Raw genomic sequence first — 22,658 nt, 5'->3', positions numbered from 1 at the left:
CCGGCTGACCCTGGGCCGGCTGACCCTGAACCGGCTGACCCCAGATCAGTGACGGAGTCGTGGCGGTTGATGGTGATTTGGCCGTTGACCAGCGATTCCTTGTCCACAGATCTTCGTTCGGATCGCGATCCCGACCCGCCGTCCTCGAAAATCTTGACGAGTTACGCGTAGGATCTCTGGCGGGTTCGGTCGGCATAACGGGAGGGACCAGTGCGGCCACGGGTCGAGGAGGTCCGCATCCAGGGGCTCGGCGTGATCGACGAGGCCGTTCTGGAGCTGTCACCCGGATTCACCGTCGTCACGGGTGAGACAGGTGCGGGCAAGACGATGGTCGTGACCGGCCTCGGCCTGCTGTTCGGGGGGCGGGCAGACCCCGCGAGGGTGCGCCCGGGCGCCGACAAGGCGCTCATCGAGGGCACCCTCGTGATCGAGGCCGAGGGGCGGGTGGCCCAGCAGGTCGCCGACGTCGGCGGCGAGGTCGAGGACGGGCAGCTCATCATCTCCCGGTCGGTCTCCGCAGAGGGCCGCTCCCGCGCCTGGCTCGGCGGCCGCACCGTACCGGTCGGGACCCTGACCTTCATCGCCGACGACCTCGTGGCCGTGCACGGGCAGATGGACCAGCAGCGCCTGCTGCAACCCGGCAGGCAGCGCGCGGCGCTCGACCGCTACGCCGGAGACGAGCTGGTCAAGCCGCTGCGTGCCTACGAGCAGGCGTACAAGCGGCACAAGCAGGTGGGCGACCTGCTCCGCGAGCTGACCGCGAAGGCCAGGGAGCGGGCGCAGGAGGCCGACGTGCTGCGGTTCGGCCTGAGGGAGATCGAGAAGGCCGAGCCGAGGCAGGGGGAGGACGCCGAGCTCAAGGAGGAGGCCGAGCGGCTCTCCCACGCCGACGCGCTGCGCACCGCCGCCACGACCGCCCACGCGGCGCTGCTCGGCGACCCCATGACGACCGCGCAGGACGTGCAGGACGCCGTGTCGCTGCTCGGCCACGCGAAGACGGCCGTGGAGTCCGTGCGCGACTACGACCCCGCGCTCGCCGGGCTCGCCGAACGGCTGGCCGAGGCCGGTTATCTGGTCTCCGACGTGGCGACCGAGCTGGCGGCGTACGCCGAGTCGGTTGAGGCCGACCCGGCGCGGCTCGCCGCGGTGCAGGAGCGCAGGGCGGCCCTGAACGGCCTCATGCGCAAGTACGGCGAGGACGTCTCCGCCGTGCTCGCCTGGGCGCAGCGGGCCGCCGAGAGGCTGACGGAGCTCGACGGCGACGACGACCGCATCGAGGAGCTGACCCGGGAGCACGGTGAGCTCGGCGGGCGGCTCGAAGAGCTGGCCGGGGAGCTGACCGCCATCCGGACCGCCGCGGCCGAGCGTTTCGGCGAGGCGGTCACCACCGAGCTCACGGCTCTCGCCATGCCGCACGCGCGGGTGAGCGTCGCCATCACGGCCGCCGGCGAGTTCGGGCCACACGGCGTCGACGAGGTCGAGCTCCGCCTGGCCTCCCACCCCGGCGCGCCGCCGCTGCCGCTGACCAAGGGGGCCTCGGGCGGCGAGCTGAGCCGGGTGATGCTGGCGATCGAGGTGGTGTTCGCCGGGGCCGACCCCGTCCCGACGTTCGTCTTCGACGAGGTCGACGCGGGCGTGGGCGGCAAGGCGGCCGTGGAGATCGGCCGGCGGCTGGCCACGCTGGCGCGGACCGCCCAGGTGATCGTGGTCACCCATCTCCCGCAGGTCGCGGCGTTCGCCGACCAGCACCTCGTGGTCGAGAAGGCGAGCGACGGCCGGGTGGTCCGCAGCGGCGTGGTGGCGCTCGACCGGGAGGGGCGCGAGCGGGAGCTGTCGCGGATGCTCGCCGGCCTGGAGGACTCCGAGCTCGGGCGGGCGCACGCGGCGGAGCTGCTGTCCATCGCCGCCGCGGACAAGGGCGCCCGGGAGAAGGGCGCCCGGGAGAAGGGGGCGTCGAAGGCGGCCCGGGGTTCCGGCCGGCGGGCCGGCACCGGCTGACCTGGCATCCCGTACGCGCTGACCTGGCATCCCGTACGCGCTGACCTGGCCATTCCCGTACACTCTGCGGAGCGCGCCGGGGGTGGCGTTTGGATCAGTGCGCGCCGGGAAGCAGTCAAGCCCCGGGGCACGTGGGGGCGGAGGAACGGGGGACGGACGTCGTCACGAGACAGGTGCGCGGACCAGGACGCCCCCGGTCCCGCGCCTCGGCAACATCCCTGACTTGCGGTGACAATTCAGACGAGCCTTGGGGTGTGGAAGCGTGGCGGTCTCCGCCTCTGGCAGGATGGTCATGATGAAGGTCCCGAGCTTGAACGTTCCGGGCCTCCGCCGCAGGAAGGTCGAGGGCCTTCCCGGGGTGTCGGCAGTGGCGAGAATCGACAGACGGACGAAGAGGCTGACCAAGCGCCTCAAGCCCGGTGAAATCGCGATTATCGATCACGTCGACATCGACCGGGTCAGCGGGGAGGCTCTTGTCGCGTGCGGCGTGGCCGCCGTGGTGAACGCGGCCGCCAGTATCAGCGGTCGCTACCCCAACCTCGGGCCGCAGATCCTGATCGACGCGGGCGTCGCGTTGATCGACAACGCGTCGCCGGAGCTCTTCGAGCGGATCGCGGACGGCGACGTGATCCGCGTCCACGACGGCATGATCTATCTCGGCGACGAACTGGTCGGCAAGGGGGAGACGCAGACCGCCGAGAGCGTCGAGGCGGCGATGATCGAGGCCCGGGCGGGCCTCGCCGTCCAGATCGAGGCGTTCGCCGCGAACACGATGGAGTACGTCCGGCGTGAGCGCGACCTGCTCATCGACGGCGTCGGCGTGCCGGACATCCGCATCTCCCTGGAGAACCGCCACGCGCTCATCGTGGTCCGCGGTTACCACTACAAGGAGGACATCGCGACGCTCCGGCCTTACATCCGCGAGTACCGTCCCGTGCTCATCGGGGTGGACGGCGGCGCGGACGCCCTGCTGGAGGCGGGCTACGTCCCCGACATCATCGTCGGCGACTTCGACTCGGTCTCCGAGAAGGCGCTGCGCTGCGGCGCCGAGCTGGTCGTCCACGCCTACCGGGACGGCCGGGCGCCGGGGCTGGAGCGGGTGCACCGGCTGGGCCAGGAGGCGGTCGTGTTCCCCGCGACCGGGACCAGCGAGGACATCGCGATGCTCCTGGCCGACGACAAGGGCGCGACGCTGATCGTCGCGGTCGGCACGCACTGGACGCTGGACGAGTTCCTCGACAAGGGCAGGTCGGGCGCGGCGAGCACCTTCCTCACCCGGCTGCGCGTGGGCAGCAAGCTCGTGGACGCCAAGGGCGTGAGCCGGCTCTACCGCAGCCGCATCTCCACCCCCTCCCTGTTACTGCTCGTCGCCACCACCCTGGTCACGATTGGTGTGGTGATCTCGGTTTCGCCGATCGGCCAGGTGTGGCTGAACGGCCTGCGCGTGGCCTGGAACGGCTTCGTCTTCTGGTTGGTCGGACTCTTCTCGTGATCGATTTCCGTTATCACCTCGTCTCCATCGTGGCGATCTTCCTCGCGCTCACGGTCGGCATCGTGCTGGGCAGCACCGTGCTGGAGCCCATGTTCTTCAAGTCGGCCGAGGAGATGACCGCGTCCCTGCGGAAGGCCAACGAGAGCAACCTGGCCCAGATCTCGCAGCTGCAGACCCGCGAGGAGGGCTCCGACTCGCTGATCACCGCGCACCTGGCCGACCTCGTACGCGGCCAGCTCGTGGGGGAGCACGTCCTGCTCGTCGAGGCGCCGGGCGCGCCCGCCGCGATGCGCGACGCGGTCGAGAAGCTCGTGACCAGCGCGGGCGGCGTCTACAGCGGCAGGATCAGCCTCACCGAGAAGTTCGTCGAGGCCGGCCAGGCGAGTCTCGTCGACGGGCTGGCGACCACCCTCGCCCCGCCCGGCACGGCGTTCCCCGACGGCGCCTCGCCGTACGACAAGGCCGCCGCGATGCTCGCGAGCGCGGTCGTGACCAACGACCGCGGGCAGGCGGGCCGGCCCAATGTGGCGGCAGCCGGAGTCCTGGAGGCGTTCCAGTCGGGCGACTTCCTGACCCTGAGCGGCAAGCCCGAGGAGCGGGCGACGATGGCCATCGTGCTCGCGCCGGCCCAGCCGTACGACGGGGAGGACGCCGAACGGGAGACGAACGCCGTCGTCTCGGTCGCCGCCGGTCTCGACAGCGGCGCTCTCGGCACCGTCCTCGCGGGCACCGCCAACGCCTCCGGCACGGGCGGGGTCATCGAGGCCCTGCACGACACGGGAGGGGTGGCCTCGGCCGTCTCGACCGTCGACACTCTCGATTTCGCCGCGGGCCGGGTCGTGGTGGTCTACGCTCTGCGGGAGCAACTGGCCGGCCGCTCGGGCGCGTACGGCATCGGCAGCGGGGCCACGGCGTTCGAGCCCTCGGTGGCGCCGCACAGCCCGAGCCCGACCCCCACCCCGGCGGGCAGCCGGGGCTGAGCCGCCGCTCGCGCGCCGTCCGCACGCCGGGCGGGCGAGGAACGGCACCGGAAGCCCGAGCGGGCCGGCACCGGTCGGCTCGACCCACGCACGGAACAGCACGAAAAGCACGAGCCAGTACGCAGAGAAGGGGAACAGCCGTGGCCATACGTCCCCAGGCCGGCACCCGCGCCGCCGCGGCGGCGGGCGCCGCCCTCGGTGCGGTGCTCGGCGCCGTCGCGGCCCGTGCGGCCTTCGCCGCCTTCCGGCGCAGGCCGCCAGTCGGCGACGAGAAGACCGCCGACGAGTACTGGACGCGGGTCAACCACCGGGGCGAGCCGGTCACGCTGCTGGAGGGCCCGGCGTTCGCGGCCGGCGCCGTCGCCGCGGCCGCTCTCGCCCCCGGCCTCTCCGTACGGGCCCGCGCGGCGGCGGTGCTCGCCGGGGCGGGCAGCGGCGTGCTCGGCGCCTACGACGACCTGTTCGGCACGAGCTCGTCCAAGGGCTTCAAGGGGCACCTGACCGCTCTCGCGCGGGGCGAGGTGACCAGCGGCGCCGTGAAGATCCTCGGGATCGGCGTCACCGGCCTGGCCGCGGCGGCGCTCGCCCCGTCCCGCGCGGGCGGTCCGGGCGGGGTCGCCGGTCCGGCCCGGGCGGGCGTCCCGGCCCGCTCCACGCGCGGCGCGCTGGGCTGGTCCGCCGACACGCTCGTCGACGGCGCGCTGATCGCGGGCAGCGCCAACCTGGCGAACCTGTTCGACCTGCGGCCCGGCCGCGCCATCAAGGTGGGCCTGCTCGCCGGGGTCCCGCTGCTGGCCGCCTCGGTCGCCGCGCCGTACGGCCCGCGATCCCGGCAGGCCGCCGCGCTGACCGCGGTGCCGCTCGGCGCGGCGGTGGCGCTGCTGCCGGAGGACCTGGGCGAGCGGGCGATGCTCGGCGACGCCGGGGCGAACGCGCTCGGCGCGCTGCTCGGGCTCGCCGCCACGGCCCGGCTGAACCGGCCCGCGCGCCTGGCCGCCCTCGCCGCCGTCGCCGGGCTCACCGCCGCGTCCGAGAAGATCAGCTTCACCAAGGTCATCGCGGGCAACCCGGTGCTGAACCGCCTGGACATGCTCGGCCGCCGTGCTCCACAGCTCGCTCCGCAGCCTGCTCCGCGGCCCGCTCCCGGCACGCCGAGGCCGCTCGGGTGACCTGGAGCTCCACCCACCGGCCGGGCCGCCCGGCGCGACGTACGGCGACCGGGCCGTGAGCAGACGGCTCGGAGCGGGGATCGCGGGGGCCGCGGTCCTCATCGGGGTCATCACGATCCTGGCCCGGGTGACGGGCTTCGCCAAGCAGCTGGTGTTCGCGCGCACGGTCGGCACGAACTGCCTGGCCAGCGCGTACTACACGGCCAACAACGTGCCCAACATCATTTTCGAGGTCGTCGTGGGCGGCGCGCTCGCGGGCATGGTGGTGCCCGTCCTCGCCGGAGCGGCGGCCGGAACGGCCGGGGACCGGGCCCGGGACGAGACCGGGCGGATCGCCTCGGCGCTGATGTCCTGGGTGCTGGTGCTGCTCGTGCCCCTGGGCGCGCTGACGGCGCTGGTCGCCGGGCCGGTGGCGCGGCTGCTCGCCCAGGTCGACGGGTGCGACGCCGGCCAGGTCGCCGCCGTCGCCGCGCGCATGCTCGTCGTCTTCGCCCCGCAGATCCCGCTGTACGGCATGGCCGTCGTCCTGTACGGAGTGTTGCAGGCGCATCGCCGATTCTCGGGCCCGGCGCTCGCGCCTCTGGTGTCGAGCCTGGTGGTCGTCATCGCCTACCTGGCCTTCGGCCCGCTCAGCGGCGGCCACCGGGAGCCCGCCACCGTGCCCAGGCCGGCCGAGATCGCGCTGTCGGCGGGCACGACGCTCGGCGTGCTCGCTCTCGTCGTCACCGTGGTGTGGCCGGCCTGGCGGCTCGGCCTGCGGTGGCGGCCGACCCTCCGTTTTCCGGAGGGCGTCGCCGCGCAGGTGCGGCGGCTGGCCCTCGCCGGGCTGAGCGCGCTGGTCGCCCAGCAGATCGCCGCGCTGGTCGTGATCCCGCTGGCCAACCGGATCGGCGGGGGCGCGCTGCCCGCCTACAACTACGCGTGGGCCGTCTACCAGGTGCCGTACGCCGTGCTCGCGGTGCCCATCGCGACCAGCGCGTTCCCCGTGCTCGCCGCCCGTGCCCACGGCGCCGGCGAGCGGGCGGGCTTCGCGGCGCTGTCCGCGCGTACGACCCGGGCGGTCGTGCTGGTCTGCGGGCTGGCGGCGGGTGCGCTCGCCGCGGTCGCCGAGCCGGTCGCGCGCGTGTTCCTCGCCCGGGCCGACGCCACCGTCGGCGCGGCCGAGTTCGCCCGGAGCATCGCGCTGTTCGCGCCCGGCCTGATCGGATACGGGCTGACGGCCCATCTCAGCAGGGTCCTGTACGCCACCGGGCAGGGCAGGGCGGCCGCCGGGGGGACGGTCGCCGGATGGCTGCTCGTGGCCGTGGCCCAGGTGGCGCTGGTCTTCGCGCTCCCGCGTGACTGGGGCCTGGGCGCGCTGGCGCTCGGCCAGGCGGCGGGCATCACGGTGGGCGCCGCGCTGCTGCTCGTCTCGGTCGTGCGGGCCCGCGGCCCGGAGGCCGTACGCGGCGTCGCCCGGGCCGGTCTCGCCGCCCTGCTGGGCGGGGGCGCGGGCTTCCTCGCCGGTGCGGCGGCCGCCCGGCTGCCACTGGGCGACGGCGGGCCGTGGGGCGGCCTGCTGACGGCCGTCCCGGCGGGCCTCGCGGCCGTGGCCGCGGGGGTCGCCGTCGCCGCCCTCGTGGACCGCGCCGACGTGACCGCCGCCCTGTCGGTGGTGCGCCGGCGCGGGAGAGATCCTCGCCCCGGCCCTCACCGGGACGTTCACCGGGGGCTTCGTCCAGACGCTCACCCGGACGCTCACCCGGACGCTCACCGGGACGCTCATCAGCGGGAGGAGACGACGTGAGCCGCATCGTTCTCGTGCTGGGATCGAGCGCCGGCGGTGTGGCCCGGCACGTCCGGATGCTCGCCGGGGGCCTCGTCGTCCGGGGCCACCGGGTGCTGGTGGCGGGGCCGCTCGGCACCGAGAAGGCGTTCGGCTTCACCGGGACCGGGGCCGACTTCGCCGAGGTCCGGATCTCCGACCGGCCGCACCCCGCCCGTGATCTGCGGACCATCGTCCGCCTGCGGGCGCTGACGCGCGGTGCGGACGTCGTGCACGCCCACGGCCTGCGGGCCGGCGCGCTGGCCGCGCTCGCCCTGACCGGCTCGCGGGGATGGCCCCGGCTGGTGGTCACCCTGCACAACGCCGTCACGGCGGGTGGCGCGATCGGAGGGGTGTACCGGGCCCTCGAACGGATCGTCGCCCGCCGGGCCCACCGCGTCCTGGTGGTGTCACCCGACATCGGCGAGCGCATGCGGGCCGTGGGAGCCGGGCGGGTGGACCCGGCGGTGGTGCCCGCGCCGCCGCTCGCCGAGCCCGCCCGCGCTCCGGGGGAGGTGCGGGCCGAGATCGCCGCCCGCCTGCCGGCCACCGCCGGGCCGGGCCCGGCCGGCCCTCCTGACGGGGCTGATCCGGCGCTTCGGCCGATCCTGCTCACCGTCGCCCGGCTGGCCCAGCAGAAGGGCCTGGAGACGCTGCTCGACGCGGCGGCCGGGCCGTACAAGGGCGACCCGGTCTTCGTCGTCGCGGGCGACGGGCCGCTGCGCGAGGAACTCCAGGCCCGGGTGGACGCCGAGGAACTGCCCGTCGTCCTGTACGGCTGGGCCGAGACGGCCGACCTGCTCCAGGTCGCGACGGGGGTGATCGTGCCCAGCCGGTGGGAGGGGCAGCCGCTCAGCGTGCAGGAGGCGCTGCGGGCGGGACGGCCCGTCATCGCCACCCGCGTGGGCGGGGTGCCGGCGATGGTGGGCGACGCCGCTCTCCTGGTGCCCCCGCAGGACGCGGGCGCGCTGAGCCGGGAGATCGGCCGCCTGCTCGGCGATCCCGCGCTGGCCGCCCGCCTGGCGGAAGCGGCCGTACGGCGGGGACGGGAACTGCCCGACGAGGACGCGGCGCTCCGGTCGGTCCTCATGGCCTACGGGCTGCCGCCGTCGGAGTAGCGGCCCCCTGTCGGCCCCCTGCGGGTCTTTCCAGGGTGGCGTCAGGGTGAGACCTGCCCCACCGGCGGGTCAGGGGAGACTGGCGCGAACGTGAGGACAGCGTCTCCCGGCCGATCATGGCGAGGGGGGCGAGGATTAGGCGGGGCCAAGCCTCATTCATATACTGGACCGGTTGGGGGGGAGTATCCCTTCGCGGCGGTTCCGTCATCACGGTGTAAGCACCCGGGGCCGTCGGTCCGCTGAGCGCGTGCGGGCGGGAGAGACCTCCGGCAGTGTGTTCAGCGCGCGTGCCGGAGGTTGAAGTGGTACATGCCCCTTGGTGGTTGTGGGCCCTGGTCATCGTGGGTCTGCTCGTCGTGGTCGCCGTCGACCTGTGGATCGTCGACCGTGGTGAACCGCGCGAGTTCTCCATGCGCCAGGCCGGCATCTGGGTCGGCTTCTACGTGTGTCTCGCGGTGCTGTTCGGCATCGGGCTGACGGTGTGGGCCGGGGCCGGCACCGGAGGTGAGTTCTTCGCGGGCTACCTGACGGAATACAGCCTCAGCGTGGACAACCTGTTCATCTTCTACGTCATCATGACCCGGTTCGGGGTGCCCCGCATCTACCAGCACAAGGTGCTGCTGGTCGGCATCGTCCTCGCGCTCGTGATGCGCGGGATCTTCATCGCCGTCGGCTCCGTCGCCCTGCTCCGGTTCGGCTGGCTGCTCTACGCGTTCGGGGCCTTCCTCATCTACACCGCGTACACACTGCTCAGGGACCACAACAAGGACGACGACGAGTTCAACGAGAACATCCTCCTGCGCTGGGCGCGCCGGGTGTTCCCCACGACCTCCGACTACGTCGGCTCCCGGGTGACCGTACGGGTGGACGGCAGGCGCATGGTGACGCCCATGCTGATCGTGATGATCGCCATCGGCACCACGGACCTGTTGTTCGCTCTCGACTCGATTCCGGCGATCTTCGGTCTGACGAAGGCGGCCTTCATCGTCTTCTCCGCGAACGCGTTCGCCCTGATGGGACTGCGTCAGCTCTACTTCCTGCTCGGCGGGCTGCTCCGGCGGCTGGTCTACATCAGCTATGGTTTGGCGTTCATCCTCGGTTTCATCGGGGTTAAGCTGATTCTTGAAGCGCTTCGTGAGAACGAGGTCTCCTGGGCTCCGCAGATCCCCATCTGGGTGTCTCTGGCGGTCATCTGCGTGACGATGGCCGTGACCACGCTGGCCAGTCTGGTCAAGACCCGTCGCGATGGGAAAGCGGTTACTCCGGCGACCGGCTCCCCGGCGGAGGCCTCCCAGGCGGAGGCCCCCCAGGGCTAGCGAAACGGGTACATAACCCTGTTTGCTTGTTCTCGTTGTGCCGCATATTGACTGCCGGATCGGTAATATCGATCGTTAGCTCGCACACCGGTTCATAGTCGCCTGGAAGAGTACAAAGGTCACCTGTGTCCAACGAATCGTTGCCCCGCGGCCCTGAATCCAGGCCCGCGGACAGTCCCCGCGGCCGGGTCCGGCTCGCCCGCGGGGTGTCCCCGTGGCTGGCTCCGACCGCCGTGGCGGCGGCCGTCACCGCCGTTCTCACCCGCAGGTCGCCCCGCTGGGCGCTGGCGGCGGCGCCGCTCGCCGCGCTCACCGGCGGGATGTTGTGGTTCTTCCGCGACCCCGAGCGCGCGCCCGGCGAGGGCCGGCTCATCTCGCCCGCCGACGGCGTCGTGCAGAGCATCGATCCATGGCCGGACGGCCGTACCCGGGTCGCGATCTTCATGAGCCCGCTGAACGTCCACGTCAACCGGGCGCCCGCGGACGGCACGATCACCTCGGTCGAGCACGTGCCCGGTGGGTTCGTCCCCGCGTTCAACAAGGACAGCGACAAGAACGAGCGCGTCGTCTGGCACTTCGAGACCGCTCTGGGCGACATCGAGATGGTGCAGATCGCCGGCGCCGTCGCCCGCCGCATCGTGCCGTACCTGTTCGCGGGCGCGAAGGTCGTCCAGGGCGAGCGGGTGGGGCTGATCCGCTTCGGCTCCCGGGTGGACCTCTACCTGCCCGAGGGCATCGCGCCGGCGGTCACCGTCGGCACCAGGACCATCGCGGGGGTGACTCGCCTTGACCACGTCTGATCTCGGCTCCGGATTCGGCACCGGAGCCGCCTGGCAGGTGGAGGAGGCGGACGACGAGCCGCGCGGGCCCGTCGGCAAGGCCTTCCGCCTGTCCGCCGCCGACTCCCTGTCGCTGGGCAACGCGCTCAGCGGCTTCCTGGCCGTCTGCGTGCTGGCCTGGTCGGCGATCAGCAGCCTCCAGGCGAACGTGAAGTTCGCCCCCGACCCCCGCTTCTTCGGCACCGCCGTCGTGCTGCTGCTCGTCGGCGCGACCTGCGACCTGTTCGACGGCCTGGTGGCCAGGAAGTTCCGCGCGTCCGCGATGGGCGCCGAGCTGGACAACCTCGCCGACGTGATCAGCTTCGGCTTCGCGCCCGCCTTCATGGTGATGATCTGGGCCGGTTTCTCCGAGAAGCTCCCGCTGTGGCTGGTGCTGGTCGCGGCCGGGTCGGTCCTGCTCGCCGGCGTCGTACGGCTGGCCCGCTTCGCCTGCGTGAAGACCAAGAGCGGCGACTTCATGGGCCTGCCCATCCCGATGGGCGCCATGACCGTGGTGTCGATCGTGCTGCTCTTCCCGCCCAACTACCTCACGATCGCGGGCATCATGGCGGTGGCCTGGCTCATGGTCAGCCGCATCGAGTATCCCAAGCCGAAGGGCAACCTGGCCGCCGTCGTGCTGGGCTGGATGCTGATCAACGTGGCCTGCCTGATGATCTGGGCCGCCCAGATCGCCGGAGGCGACCAGCTCATCAGGGTCGGCGCGACCATGCAGATCGCGATCGTGTCCGCCATCCCGCTTCGCGTCCTCATGTTCAAACAGCAGCGGCGCAGGGAACGACGCTCGGAGAACGCGGGCTGACGTCGTCGCACGAACAGGGGCCCCGGTCGGCTGGGGCCCTTCGTCCGGGTCCGGCCAATCACATGGAAACACCGCCTATTCCATTGGAGCCCGGTCGCCATGCCTCGTGAGCACACCCGCACGTACTTCCTCGGCAAACTGGCCAGGGAGCTGGAGCTGCGCGGGCTGGAGGCGTCCCTGCGCCCGGATCCGCCGTCGTTGAAGGTCCGGGACCCCGACGCGGCGCTGTTCTCCGAGACCGTGGACTGCGTCGCGATGCCGGACGGCTGGTTCTACCGCTGGTCGTGGGGCGATGTGGTGGAGAGCGCGGAGGAGCCCGCCCTCGCGGCCGACCGCATCGTGAAGGTGTTCACCACCGGCGAGCCGAGGCCGCACCCGGCGCTGGGCGACGCCTGAGAGCAGCTGTCCGGAACGGAATCCACTCAGAACGGAATCCACTCCGTCGCGGTGGTGACCTCGTTGAGGACGTCCGGGATGGGCGCCACGCCGAGGCCCGGGCCCGCCGGCACGTCGAGGTGCCCGCCGCTCAGTTCGAACGGCGGGGTGACGTCGGTGCCGAAGTAGCGGCGGGACGCGGAGGTGTCCCCGGGCAGGGTGAACCCCGGCAGCGCGGCCAGCGCCACGTTGGCCGCCCGGCCGATCCCGGTCTCCAGCATCCCCCCGCACCAGACCGCGACGCCGTGGGCGCGGCACAGGTCGTGGATGCGCCGCGCCTCCAGGTAGCCGCCCACCCGGCCCGGCTTGATGTTGACCACCGAGCACGCGCCGAGGGTGATCGCCGCCGCCGCGTGGGCCGCCGACTCGATGGACTCGTCCAGGCAGATCGGCGTACGGAGGGTGCGGGCGAGCCGGGCGTGCTGCACGAGGTCGTCGTCGGCGAGCGGCTGCTCGATCAGCAGCAGGTCGAAGGCGTCCAGCCGGGCGAGGTGGCGGGCGTCGGCCAGCGTGTAGGCCGCGTTGGCGTCGACCTGGAGCAGCAGGTCCTCCCCGAAACGCTCCCTGACCGCGCGGACCGGTGCGACGTCCCAGCCCGGCCCGATCTTCAGCTTGACCCGTACGTACCCCTCCTCGACGTACGCCGCGACGGTGTCGAGCAGTTCGGCCACCGACCCGGTGATCCCGACCGAGACTCCGCACGGGACCCGGTCGCGGGTGGCGCCGAGGAACCGGCCGAAGGACTCGCCGGTGAGCCGCAGCGCGGCGTCGAGCACGGCCGCCTCCAGCGCCGCCTTGGCCATGCGGTGCCCCCGGAACGGCGCGAGGGCCGGGCCCACGGCCTGCGGGTCCGCCGTGCGGGGCAGCGCCGGGATGAGGAAGCGCCGCATCACGTCGGCCGCGCCGTCCGCGTACTCGGAGGAGTACAGCGGCTCGGACATCGCCACGCACTCGCCCCAGCCCTCGGCCTCCGGGGTCACGACCCGCACCAGCAGGACGTCGCGGGTGGTCTCGGTGCCGAACGACGTGCGGAACGGCGCGACGAGCGGCATCGCGATCCGGCGCAGCTCGATTCCGGTGATCTCCATGTGGTGCCCGGCTCCAGGGGATGGACGATGTGCGCCGACCACTATACGGACGCGACGGAAACGATGACGGTGACGGAGGCGGGGAGGGTGACGGGCTTCAGACCACCAGGCCGAGCAGGAGCACGCAGCAGAACGCCACCACGGAGACGATCGTCTCCATGATCGACCAGGTGCGTATCGTCTGGCCGACCGACATGTCCAGATACTCCTTGACCAGCCAGAACCCGGCGTCGTTGACGTGGGAGAAGAACAGCGACCCCGCGCCGATGGCGAGCACGAGCAGTGCGACGTGGGCGGGGGAGAGCCCGGCGGTCAGCGGGGCGGCGATCCCGGCCGCGGATATGGTCGCGACCGTGGCCGATCCGGTGGCCAGCCGGATGCCGACGGCGATCAGCCAGCCGAGCACCAGCACGGGCACGTTCGCGCCCTGCGCGGCCTCGCCGATGACCTTGCCCACCCCGGAGTCGACCAGGGTCTGCTTGAACCCGCCGCCGGCGCCGACGATGAGCAGGATCCCGGCGATCGGCGGGAGCGAGTCGGCGATCGTCGAGGAGACGCCGCCGCGGCCGAGGCCGGCCGGGCGGCCGAGCGTGAACATCGCGACGATCACCGCGATCAGCAGCGCGATCAGAGGGGTGCCGAGGACCTCCAGCGCGGCGCGTACGGCGCCGCCCTCCGGCAGGACGATCTCCGCGACGGCCCGGCCGAGCATCAGCACGACCGGCAGCACAATGGTGGCCACCGTCACGCCGAAGGACGGCCTCCGGCGCTCCCCGTCCTCCGGCCGGCTGTCTTCGGGCTCGGGAGTCTGCTCCCGTCCGAGGCGCTCGGGCGGCGCGGGCTCCACCCATCGCGCGGCGAACCGGGCGAACAGCGGACCGGCGACGATCACGGTGGGGATCGCGACCAGCAGCCCCAGCCCGAGCGCGAGCCCGAGGTCGGCCTTGAGCGTGTCGATCGCGACCAGCGGCCCGGGATGCGGGGGCACCAGGCCGTGCAGCACGGACAGCCCGGCCAGGGCGGGAACCGCGATCAGCAGCAGCGGGCGCGAGCTTCGCCTGGCCACCAGCAGGATCACCGGGATCAGCAGGACCAGCAGACCAGCCCGATCTCGAAGAACGTGACTCCTCCGTTCCCTGAAGGGAGCGGCTTCTCGCTAAGCCGCTTCCGCAGCGTCGCGAAGGGCAAGCCCTGCCCTGAGAATGTTCTTGGCCGCGTTCACGTCGGCGTGCGCCTCGTGGCCGCACGCCTGGCATCGGAACTCGGCCTGGGTGACGCGGTTGTCCTTCGCGCAGTGCCCGCAGCGGGCGCATGTGCGGGAGGTGTTGGCGGGGTTCACCGCGATCAGCTCTCGACCGGCGCTTTCAGCCTTGTGTGCGAGGACCGTCAGGAACACCCCCCAACCCGCGTCCAGGATCGACCTGTTGAGGCCGGACTTCTGGGCGACGTTCCGGCCGGGCTGGGCGATCGTGCCGGAGGCCGAGCGGGTCATGTTCACGATCCGCAGGTCCTCATGCACGATCACGTCGTAATCACCGACCACGGCGAGCGCGGCCTTGTGCGCGCCGTCCAAGCGCTGCCGCCGCACCTTGGCGTGCAGCGCGGCGACCCTGGCGGCGGCCCCACGGCGGCGCTTGCTCCCGCGCTTCGTGCGGGCGAGCGCCCGCTGTGCCGCCGCGAGACGGCCGGCGGACGCGGCACGGTGGCGCGGGTTGTCCAGACGCTCCCCGTCGCTGGTTGTGACCAGCGAGGCCACACCCATGTCCAGCCCGACCGCCGCGCCGGTCGCGGGAAGGGTTCCGGCGGGCACGTCATCACACGACAAGATCACATACCAGCGGGTGCCCTCCCGCTTGACGCTGATCGTCTTCACCCGGCCGCCTACGGGGCGGTGCCGGTGGACCCGGACATGCCCGATGCCCTGAAGACGGACGAACGTCGCCGAGGGGTGTTCGGGCTGGGAGTCCCACCGGCACCCATCGCCGTCCTTCGGCCACTCAACCGTGTCAAACCAGCCGCGTCCCTTGAACCGGGGGAACCCCGGCCTTCCGCCCTCGCGGACACGCTTGAAGAACGCGGCGAACGCCTTGTCCAACCGGCGGAGGGTGGCCTGCTGGGAGGAGAACGACCACCGGCCCTGACCGGTGGGGTCATCGGCGCGAATGTGCTTCAACTCGCCCGACTGATCGCCGTACCGGACCGTCACCCCGGCCCTGCGGTAGGCCGTACGGCGGTGCTCCAAGGCGGCGTTGTAAAGCTCCCGGTGGTCGTGCAGGCACTGCGTGAGCGCGGCGGCCTGCTTACGGGTGGGGCGCAGCAGGAACTTGAACGACCTGCGCACGCCCACCTCCCACAGTCGGGAACGAGAACACCACGGTATCGCCTGGGACCGACGAAACCCGGAAGGAAATCTGTGATGCGCAGACCACGCAGGTCAGGGCACGCTCGGGCCCTGGCGGCCCGCCCGCTCCCGATTCCCCCGTCGCCTCAAGGCGACGGTCCCCTCGGGAGAATCTGATGGGCAGCCCGATGAGCACCGCGATCAGCGTCATCGCCCACGGCAGGGCGCGGTCGCCGGTGCGGCGGAGGATCCCGTCGACGATCTCGTCGGCTCCGCCCGAGTCGGCCAGCAGCTTGCCCAGTATGGCGCCGAGCGCGATCAGCACGCCGACCCCGGCCACCGTGGAGCCGAGGCCCGCGGAGAAGCTGTCGATCAGCTTCTGCGGCGCCATGCCCGCCCCCAAGAGGGGTGGTCGAGAGACTGGTTGCCGGGGAAGTCATCGGGGGCTCCTCAGACGGTCCGTGCGGTCACCGCTGCCCCGCAGGAGCCCCCCGAATCATCACGACCACGTCACCGGAAAGGCGGGGTACGGCCTCGCCGCCCGGGCTCCCGCGCCGGTGGGTCCCGCCACGAGCCCGGCCCGCCCATGAGGTCTTTACCAGCCGCGAGCCCGCCACTCGGGCAGGTGCGGCCGTTCGGCGCCGAGCGTGGTGTCGCGGCCGTGACCGGGGTAGACCCACGTCTCGTCCGGCAGGCGGTCGAAGATCCGTTCCACCACGTCCGTGAACAGCTGCTCGAACCGCGCCGCGTCCTTCTGCGTGTTGCCCACGCCGCCCGGGAAGAGGGAGTCGCCGGTGAACAGGTGGCGGTCCTGGTAGAGCAGCGCGATCGAGCCGGGCGTGTGGCCGCGCAGGTGGATGACGTCCAGCGTCACCACCCCGACCGTCACCCGGTCGCCGTGCGCGACCTCCAGGGTCGTCCTCACCGGCAGTTCGGGGGCGTCCAGCGGGTGGGCGACGGTCTGCGCGCCGGTGGCCCGGGCGACCTGCTCCAGCGCACCCCAGTGGTCGGGGTGCCGGTGGGTGGTCACGATGGAGCTGATCGGCATGTCCCCGATCAGGCCGAGCAGCCGGTCCGGTTCGGCCGCCGCGTCGATCAGCAGCCCATCGCCTGTGTCCGTGCAGCGCAGCAGGTACGCGTTGTTGCCGAAGTCGCCCACCTCGATCTTGGAGATCGTCAGCCCGGGGACCTCCCGCACGTCGGCGGCCCCGCCCTTGGTGACGTTTCCGGTGTAGCTCATCGTCGTTCCTCTCTGACGGTGGACCGGCTCTGACGGAGGGCCGGCGGCCGGCTCCCGCTCGACTTCGTCGATGACGGACATGTCGATGACGGACACGAAGGAAATCATGCCCCCGGCGCCTCCGGCCGTTCCCCACGGCCCGCCGGGAAGAGCAGGGCGTCTCCGGCGGTTGTACGAGCAGGGGTTTCGCGCGGAACGCGGGCGGGGGTTTGACGAAGCTCATACCCTGGTGACGGAGCGTGTCCCTGGACAGCACCCGGGATCGCCCCCCTCCGGCCGCCGGACGACGTCCCCTGGAATTGTCGGTGGCTCTGGATAGCCTGCCCGTGCACCTCCATCAACCTCATCGACTTATCGGGACCACCGTGGCTGACCGCCTGATCGTGCGTGGCGCACGCGAACACAATTTGAAGGACGTCTCGCTCGACCTCCCGCGAGACGCCCTGATCGTATTCACCGGGCTCTCGGGCTCCGGCAAGTCCAGCCTGGCCTTCGACACGATCTTCGCCGAGGGGCAGCGGCGGTACGTGGAGTCCCTGTCCGCCTACGCCCGGCAGTTCCTGGGCCAGATGGACAAGCCCGACGTGGACTTCATCGAGGGCCTTTCCCCGGCCGTCTCCATCGACCAGAAGTCGACCAGCCGCAACCCCCGCTCCACGGTCGGCACGATCACCGAGGTCTACGACTACCTGCGGCTGCTATGGGCCCGCATCGGCAAGCCGCACTGTCCCCAGTGCGGCCGCCCGATCGCCCGCCAGACCCCCCAGCAGATCGTCGACCGCGTGCTCGAACTGGAGGAGGGCACCCGGTTCCAGGTGCTCGCCCCGATAGTGCGCGGGCGCAAGGGGGAGTACGCCGAGCTGTTCCGCGAGCTGCAGACCAAGGGATACGCGCGGGCCCGCGTCGACGGCACGATCGTGCGGCTGGAGGAGCCGCCGACGCTCAAGAAGTACGAGAAACACGACATCGAGGTCATCGTCGACCGGCTCTCGGTCAAGGAGGGCGCACGGCGCCGGCTGACCGACTCGGTGGAGACCGCGCTGCAGCTGTCCGGCGGCACGATCACCCTCGACTTCGTCGACCTCCCGGACGACGACCCGGGCCGCGAGCGCTTCTACTCCGAGCACCTCTACTGCCCCTACGACGACCTGTCGTTCGAGGAGCTGGAGCCCCGGTCGTTCTCGTTCAACTCGCCGTTCGGCGCCTGCCCCGAATGCACCGGCCTCGGCACCCGCATGGAGGTCGACCCCGACCTCCTCGTGCCCGACCCCGAGCGCACGCTCGGCGACGGTGCGATCAGCCCGTGGGCGAACGGCCACACCAGCGACTACTTCGTCCGACTGATCGAGGCGCTCGGCAACGCGCTCGGCTTCGACCTCGACACCCCCTGGGAACGGCTGACGAAGAAGGCGCGCAAGGCGATCCTGCACGGCCACGACGAGCAGGTGCACATCCGCTACAGCAACCGGTACGGCAGGCAGCGCTCCTACTACACCGACTTCGAGGGCGTTATCCCCTGGGTGCAGCGCCGGCACGCCGAGTCGGAGAGCGACGCCAGCCGGGAGCGGTTCGAGGGCTTCATGCGCGAGGTGCCCTGCCCGGCCTGCCAGGGCCGCCGCCTCAAGCCGGTCTCACTGGCCGTGACCGTGGGGGACGCCTCGATCGCCGAGGTCTCGGGGATGTCGATCGCCGGCTGCGCGCGGTTCCTGACCGGCCTGCGTCTCTCCGAGCGTGACATGCACATCGCCGAGCGGGTGGTCAAGGAGATCAACGCGCGGCTGGGCTTCCTGCTCGACGTCGGCCTCGACTACCTGACGCTCGACCGCGCCGCCGGCACGCTGGCGGGCGGCGAGGCGCAGCGGATCCGGCTGGCCACCCAGATCGGGTCGGGCCTGGTCGGCGTGCTCTACGTGCTGGACGAGCCGTCCATCGGCCTGCACCAGCGCGACAACCAGCGCCTGCTGGAGACGCTGATCCGGCTGCGTGACATGGGCAACACGCTGATCGTGGTCGAGCACGACGAGGACACCATCGCCGCCGCCGACTGGGTCGTCGACATCGGCCCCGGCGCGGGCGAGCACGGCGGCCAGGTCGTCGTGTCCGGCACCGTGCCGGAGCTGCTCGCCAGCGAGGAGTCGCTGACCGGGGCGTACCTGTCGGGCCGCAAGGCGATCACCGTGCCGGAGATCCGGCGCCCGCGCGACCGCAAGCGCCAGCTCGTCGTGAAGGGCGCCCGCGAGCACAACCTGAAGGGTGTGGACGTCGAGTTCCCGCTCGGCGTGTTCACCGCGGTCACCGGCGTCTCCGGCTCGGGCAAGTCGACGCTCGTCAACGACATCCTGTACGCCGCGCTGGCCAAGGAGCTGAACGGCGCGAAGACCGTGCCCGGGCGGCACTCCCGGGTGGCCGGCACCGACCTGGTCGACAAGGTCGTCCACGTCGACCAGTCGCCGATCGGCCGGACGCCGAGGTCCAACCCCGCGACGTACACCGGCGTCTTCGACCACGTGCGCAAGCTGTTCGCGGCCACGGCCGAGGCGAAGGTCCGCGGTTACCTACAGGGCCGGTTCAGCTTCAACGTCAAGGGCGGGCGCTGCGAGGCGTGCTCGGGCGACGGCACCATCAAGATCGAGATGAACTTCCTGCCGGACGTCTACGTCCCCTGTGAGGTCTGCCACGGCGCCCGGTACAACCGGGAGACCCTGGAGGTCCACTACAAGGGCAAGACGATCTCCGAGGTCCTCGACATGCCGATCGAGGAGGCGCTGGAGTTCTTCGAGGCGATCCCCGCCATCCGCCGCCACCTGCAGACGCTGAACGACGTCGGGCTCGGCTACGTACGGCTGGGCCAGCCGGCCACGACGCTGTCCGGCGGAGAGGCCCAGCGGGTCAAGCTCGCCTCCGAACTGCAGCGGCGCTCGACCGGCCGCACGGTGTACGTGCTGGACGAGCCCACCACCGGTCTCCACTTCGAGGACATCCGGCGGCTGCTCGGCGTGCTCAACCGGCTCGTGGACGCGGGCAACACGGTCATCGTCATCGAGCACAACCTCGACGTCATCAAGACCGCCGACTGGATCGTCGACATGGGACCCGAGGGCGGGTCCGGGGGTGGCACCGTTGTCGCCGTCGGCACCCCCGAGGAGGTCGGGAAGGCCGAGGAGAGCCACACCGGCGCGTTCCTCAGGAAAATCCTGGCTGTATGAGAGTTCTCTCATGATTTCTCCCTACTCTTTCCGCTCGGGCGGCGTCCCCCGGAACGTCCCACCGGACCGGCCCACCAGACCGGCTCACCGGACCGGCTCACTGAACGGGCCGGCTGAACCGGCCATGGGTGAAGGCCGTACCTGGACACACAGGGGTGACGCGTCACCCAAGGGGAGAACCCGGGACGGACATCCGTCCCGGGCCGCGGTATGAGGGAAGGAAGAGCATGACGGATTCGACACGCCGGGCCGTGATCTTCAGTGCCGGAGGGGTCGGGCTGGCGGCCGTCCTGAGCGCGTGCTCGGGTGACGACAGCACGGCCGCGTCCGAGCAGGCTCCGGCGGACGGCCAGGCCGCGGCGGGCGGCCGGGAGATCGCGAAGACCTCCGACATCCCGGTCGGGGGCGGCAAGGTCTTCAAGGACCAGGACGTCGTCGTCACCCAGCCCGAGGCCGGCACGTTCAAGGCGTTCAGCGCGACCTGCACCCACAAGAGCTGCCCGGTCGGGAGCGTCGCGGACAACGAGATCGTCTGCCCGTGCCACGGCAGCAGGTTCAGCGCCAAGGACGGGTCCGTGACCAAACCTCCGGCGAGCAAGCCGCTCGCCGAGAAGAAGATCACGGTCAGCGGCGACAGCATCACCCTCGCCTGATCCGCGTGCGGGCCGGCGGCGGGCCGTCGCGCGAGATCGCGACGGCCCGCCGCCGGCCCGTGGCCTTCTCGGATGGCGGCGCCTTTCCAAGCTGATGATCTACAGTGTAAAGGACGTCGCCGGGAGCATCGGAGGGATCGCCGAGGCGGCGGGAATGTCAGTGGGGCCCAGTAGTCTTTGGGATGTGGCGGACCCGGCAATCTACCGACCGGCGCCCGGATCGATCCCCGAATCGCCAGGCGTCTATCGCTTCCGTGACCCGGACGGCCGGGTCGTCTACGTCGGCAAGGCGAAGAGCCTCCGGCAGCGGCTCAACTCCTACTTCGCGGACTTCGCCGGCCTGCACCCGCGGACGCAGACCATGCTCACGACCGCGGCCTCGGTGGACTGGACCGTGGTCGGCAACGAGGTCGAGGCGCTCCAGCTCGAATACTCCTGGATCAAGGAGTTCGATCCGCGGTTCAACGTCAAGTACCGCGACGACAAGTCGTATCCCTTCCTGGCCGTGACGATGGGGGAGGACTTCCCCCGGGTGCAGGTGCTGCGGGGGGCCAAGCGGAAGGGCACCCGCTACTTCGGCCCCTACTCGCACGCCTGGGCCATCCGGGAGACCGTCGACCTGCTGCTGCGGGTCTTCCCCGTGCGCACCTGCTCGGCGGGCGTGTTCAAGCGGGCCGGGCAGATCGGGCGGCCGTGCCTGCTCGGATACATCGACAAGTGCTCCGCGCCCTGCGTCGGAAGGGTCACCCCCGAAGAGCACCGCGCCCTCGCCGAGGACTTCTGCGACTTCATGGCCGGCAACACCGGGCGATTCGTCAAGCGGCTGGAGCGCGAGATGCGCGACGCCGCCGCCGTGGAGGAGTACGAGCGGGCCGCCCGGCTCCGTGACGACGTGCAGGCGTTGCAGCGGGCGCTGGAGAAGCAGACGGTGGTGCTCGGCGACGGCACCGACTGCGACGTGATCGCCCTCGCGGAGGACCCGCTGGAGGCGGCGGTCCAGGTCTTCTACGTGCGCGGCGGGCGCATCCGCGGCCAGCGCGGCTGGGTGGTCGACAAGGTCGAGGAGACCACCCCCGGCGAACTGGTCGAACAGTTCCTGCTCCAAATGTACGGCGAGGCGACGATCCCCCGCGAGATCCTCGTGCCCGCCCGGCCGCCGGACGAGACCGCGCTGGCCGAGCTGCTGAGCGAGCAGCGGGGCTCCCGGGTGGACCTGCGCGTCCCCCAGCGGGGCGACAAGAAGAGCCTCATGGAGACCGTCGAGCGCAACGCGAAGGAGTCGCTGGCCCAGCACAAGCTGCGCCGGGCGAGTGACCTGACCACGCGCAGCCGGGCCCTGCAGGAGATCGCCGACGCCCTCGACCTCGACCAGGTGCCGCTGCGGATCGAGTGCTACGACGTGTCGCACATCCAGGGCGAGAACGTGGTCGCCTCGATGGTGGTCTTCGAGGACGGCCTGGTCCGCAAGAGCGAATACCGCCGCTTCTCCATCCGGAGCGGCGAGGGCGACGTGGCCTCGATATACGAGGTCATCTGCCGGAGGTTCAAGCGCTATCTGGAAGAGCGCGTGGCGACCGGGGAACTGGACGCCGACGACGGCGTACGCGAACCGGCCGTGGGGACGCCGATCGACCCGGAGACCGGCCGTCCCCGGAAGTTCGCCTATCCCCCCAATCTCGTCGTGGTGGACGGCGGTCCGGCGCAGGCCGCGGCGGCGCGGCGGGCGCTGGACGAGCTCGGTGTCGACGACGTCGCGGTCTGCGGCCTGGCCAAGCGGCTGGAGGAGGTCTGGCTGCCCGGTGACGACCAGCCGGTGATTTTGCCGCGCAGCAGCGAGGGACTGTACCTGTTGCAGCGTGTCCGGGACGAGGCGCACCGGTTCGCCATCACCTACCATCGGTCGAAGAGGTCGAAGCCGCTCCGGGAGAGCGCGCTCGACCAGGTGCCGGGCCTGGGCCCGGCGCGACGGCAGGCGCTGCTGCGTCACTTCGGCTCGGTGAAGCGGCTGCGCGAGGCCAGTGCGGAGGAGATCCAGGCGGTCCCCGGCATCGGCCCGGCGACCGCCGAGGCCATCGTCGCGGCGCTGCGCGGGCAGAGCCCGTCACCCGCCGGGCAGGGATCGTGAGCGGGCGGTGCCCGGGTGCGTCGCGGGGTGCCGCGGGATGGCCGGTTGATAGGTT

18 protein-coding genes are annotated in these 22,658 nt (G+C 71.8%); 13 read left to right on the top strand and 5 right to left on the bottom strand.

The window, feature by feature from the left end:
* Positions 1 to 210: 210 nt before the first annotated feature.
* The 10 genes from recN to OG344_RS28485 all read left to right on the top strand — a co-directional run bounded on the left by recN (position 211) and on the right by OG344_RS28485 (position 11,911).
* The gene (gene recN, locus OG344_RS28530; protein ID WP_405085730.1) at positions 211 to 1,998 is read left to right on the top strand and encodes a DNA repair protein RecN; all 1,788 of its coding nucleotides are present in this window, start codon (positions 211 to 213) and stop codon (positions 1,996 to 1,998) included.
* A 295-nt stretch (positions 1,999 to 2,293) separates the two neighbouring features.
* Positions 2,294 to 3,490, top strand: coding sequence for a putative cytokinetic ring protein SteA (gene steA / locus OG344_RS28525; RefSeq protein ID WP_327049621.1), 1,197 nt, complete (start codon positions 2,294 to 2,296; stop codon positions 3,488 to 3,490).
* Positions 3,487 to 4,470, top strand: coding sequence for a copper transporter (locus OG344_RS28520; RefSeq protein WP_405085729.1), 984 nt, complete (start codon positions 3,487 to 3,489; stop codon positions 4,468 to 4,470). Before steA ends, OG344_RS28520 begins: the two co-directional genes overlap by 4 nt.
* Before the next feature lie 140 nt (positions 4,471 to 4,610).
* Entirely contained in the window at positions 4,611 to 5,639 is a 1,029-nt protein-coding gene (locus OG344_RS28515; RefSeq protein WP_405085728.1) for a hypothetical protein, read from the top strand.
* Positions 5,572 to 7,425: a murein biosynthesis integral membrane protein MurJ gene (murJ, locus tag OG344_RS28510; RefSeq protein ID WP_405085727.1), complete on the top strand. Its 1,854-nt coding sequence runs from the start codon at positions 5,572 to 5,574 to the stop codon at positions 7,423 to 7,425. The genes OG344_RS28515 and murJ overlap by 68 nt, the downstream gene beginning before the upstream one ends.
* Positions 7,422 to 8,561 (top strand): glycosyltransferase family 4 protein, encoded by a 1,140-nt coding sequence (locus tag OG344_RS28505; RefSeq protein WP_405085726.1) that lies wholly within the window; start codon positions 7,422 to 7,424, stop codon positions 8,559 to 8,561. Before murJ ends, OG344_RS28505 begins: the two co-directional genes overlap by 4 nt.
* Before the next feature lie 302 nt (positions 8,562 to 8,863).
* Entirely contained in the window at positions 8,864 to 9,877 is a 1,014-nt protein-coding gene (locus OG344_RS28500; protein WP_405085725.1) for a TerC/Alx family metal homeostasis membrane protein, read from the top strand.
* A gap of 125 nt (positions 9,878 to 10,002) precedes the next feature.
* Entirely contained in the window at positions 10,003 to 10,677 is a 675-nt protein-coding gene (locus OG344_RS28495) for a phosphatidylserine decarboxylase (RefSeq protein WP_405085724.1), read from the top strand.
* On the top strand, positions 10,664 to 11,515 hold the full coding sequence (pssA, locus tag OG344_RS28490; RefSeq protein ID WP_327046329.1) for a CDP-diacylglycerol--serine O-phosphatidyltransferase: 852 nt from the start codon (positions 10,664 to 10,666) through the stop codon (positions 11,513 to 11,515). The genes OG344_RS28495 and pssA overlap by 14 nt, the downstream gene beginning before the upstream one ends.
* Before the next feature lie 99 nt (positions 11,516 to 11,614).
* Complete coding sequence (locus OG344_RS28485; protein ID WP_150934603.1) at positions 11,615 to 11,911, top strand: hypothetical protein; 297 nt, start codon at positions 11,615 to 11,617, stop codon at positions 11,909 to 11,911.
* A gap of 26 nt (positions 11,912 to 11,937) precedes the next feature.
* On the opposite strand, the gene menC is transcribed toward OG344_RS28485, so the two are convergent.
* The 5 genes from menC to OG344_RS28460 all read right to left on the bottom strand — a co-directional run bounded on the left by menC (position 11,938) and on the right by OG344_RS28460 (position 16,619).
* Complete coding sequence (menC, locus tag OG344_RS28480) at positions 11,938 to 13,038, bottom strand: o-succinylbenzoate synthase (RefSeq protein ID WP_405085723.1); 1,101 nt, start codon at positions 13,036 to 13,038, stop codon at positions 11,938 to 11,940.
* Positions 13,039 to 13,135: 97 nt separating this feature from the next.
* A complete protein-coding gene (locus tag OG344_RS28475; protein WP_405089184.1) occupies positions 13,136 to 14,122 on the bottom strand; it encodes a gluconate:H+ symporter in 987 nt (328 codons plus the stop codon).
* A gap of 72 nt (positions 14,123 to 14,194) precedes the next feature.
* On the bottom strand, positions 14,195 to 15,379 hold the full coding sequence (locus tag OG344_RS28470; protein ID WP_405085722.1) for an RNA-guided endonuclease InsQ/TnpB family protein: 1,185 nt from the start codon (positions 15,377 to 15,379) through the stop codon (positions 14,195 to 14,197).
* Positions 15,339 to 15,770, bottom strand: coding sequence for a hypothetical protein (locus OG344_RS28465; protein ID WP_405085721.1), 432 nt, complete (start codon positions 15,768 to 15,770; stop codon positions 15,339 to 15,341). The genes OG344_RS28470 and OG344_RS28465 overlap by 41 nt, the downstream gene beginning before the upstream one ends.
* Positions 15,771 to 15,974: 204 nt before the next feature.
* Positions 15,975 to 16,619 (bottom strand): MBL fold metallo-hydrolase, encoded by a 645-nt coding sequence (locus OG344_RS28460; protein WP_405085720.1) that lies wholly within the window; start codon positions 16,617 to 16,619, stop codon positions 15,975 to 15,977.
* A gap of 365 nt (positions 16,620 to 16,984) precedes the next feature.
* On the opposite strand from OG344_RS28460, the gene uvrA reads away from it, so the two are divergent.
* The 3 genes from uvrA to uvrC all read left to right on the top strand — a co-directional run bounded on the left by uvrA (position 16,985) and on the right by uvrC (position 22,603).
* On the top strand, positions 16,985 to 19,825 hold the full coding sequence (gene uvrA / locus OG344_RS28455; RefSeq protein WP_405085719.1) for an excinuclease ABC subunit UvrA: 2,841 nt from the start codon (positions 16,985 to 16,987) through the stop codon (positions 19,823 to 19,825).
* Positions 19,826 to 20,052: 227 nt separating this feature from the next.
* A complete protein-coding gene (locus OG344_RS28450; RefSeq protein WP_405085718.1) occupies positions 20,053 to 20,478 on the top strand; it encodes a Rieske (2Fe-2S) protein in 426 nt (141 codons plus the stop codon).
* A gap of 184 nt (positions 20,479 to 20,662) precedes the next feature.
* On the top strand, positions 20,663 to 22,603 hold the full coding sequence (uvrC, locus tag OG344_RS28445; protein ID WP_405085717.1) for an excinuclease ABC subunit UvrC: 1,941 nt from the start codon (positions 20,663 to 20,665) through the stop codon (positions 22,601 to 22,603).
* Positions 22,604 to 22,658 lie beyond the last annotated feature (55 nt).

It is taken from the genome of Microbispora sp. NBC_01389, assembly GCF_045040095.1.
Taxonomy (GTDB): domain Bacteria; phylum Actinomycetota; class Actinomycetes; order Streptosporangiales; family Streptosporangiaceae; genus Microbispora.
This window is presented reverse-complemented; position numbering and strand designations above follow the sequence as displayed.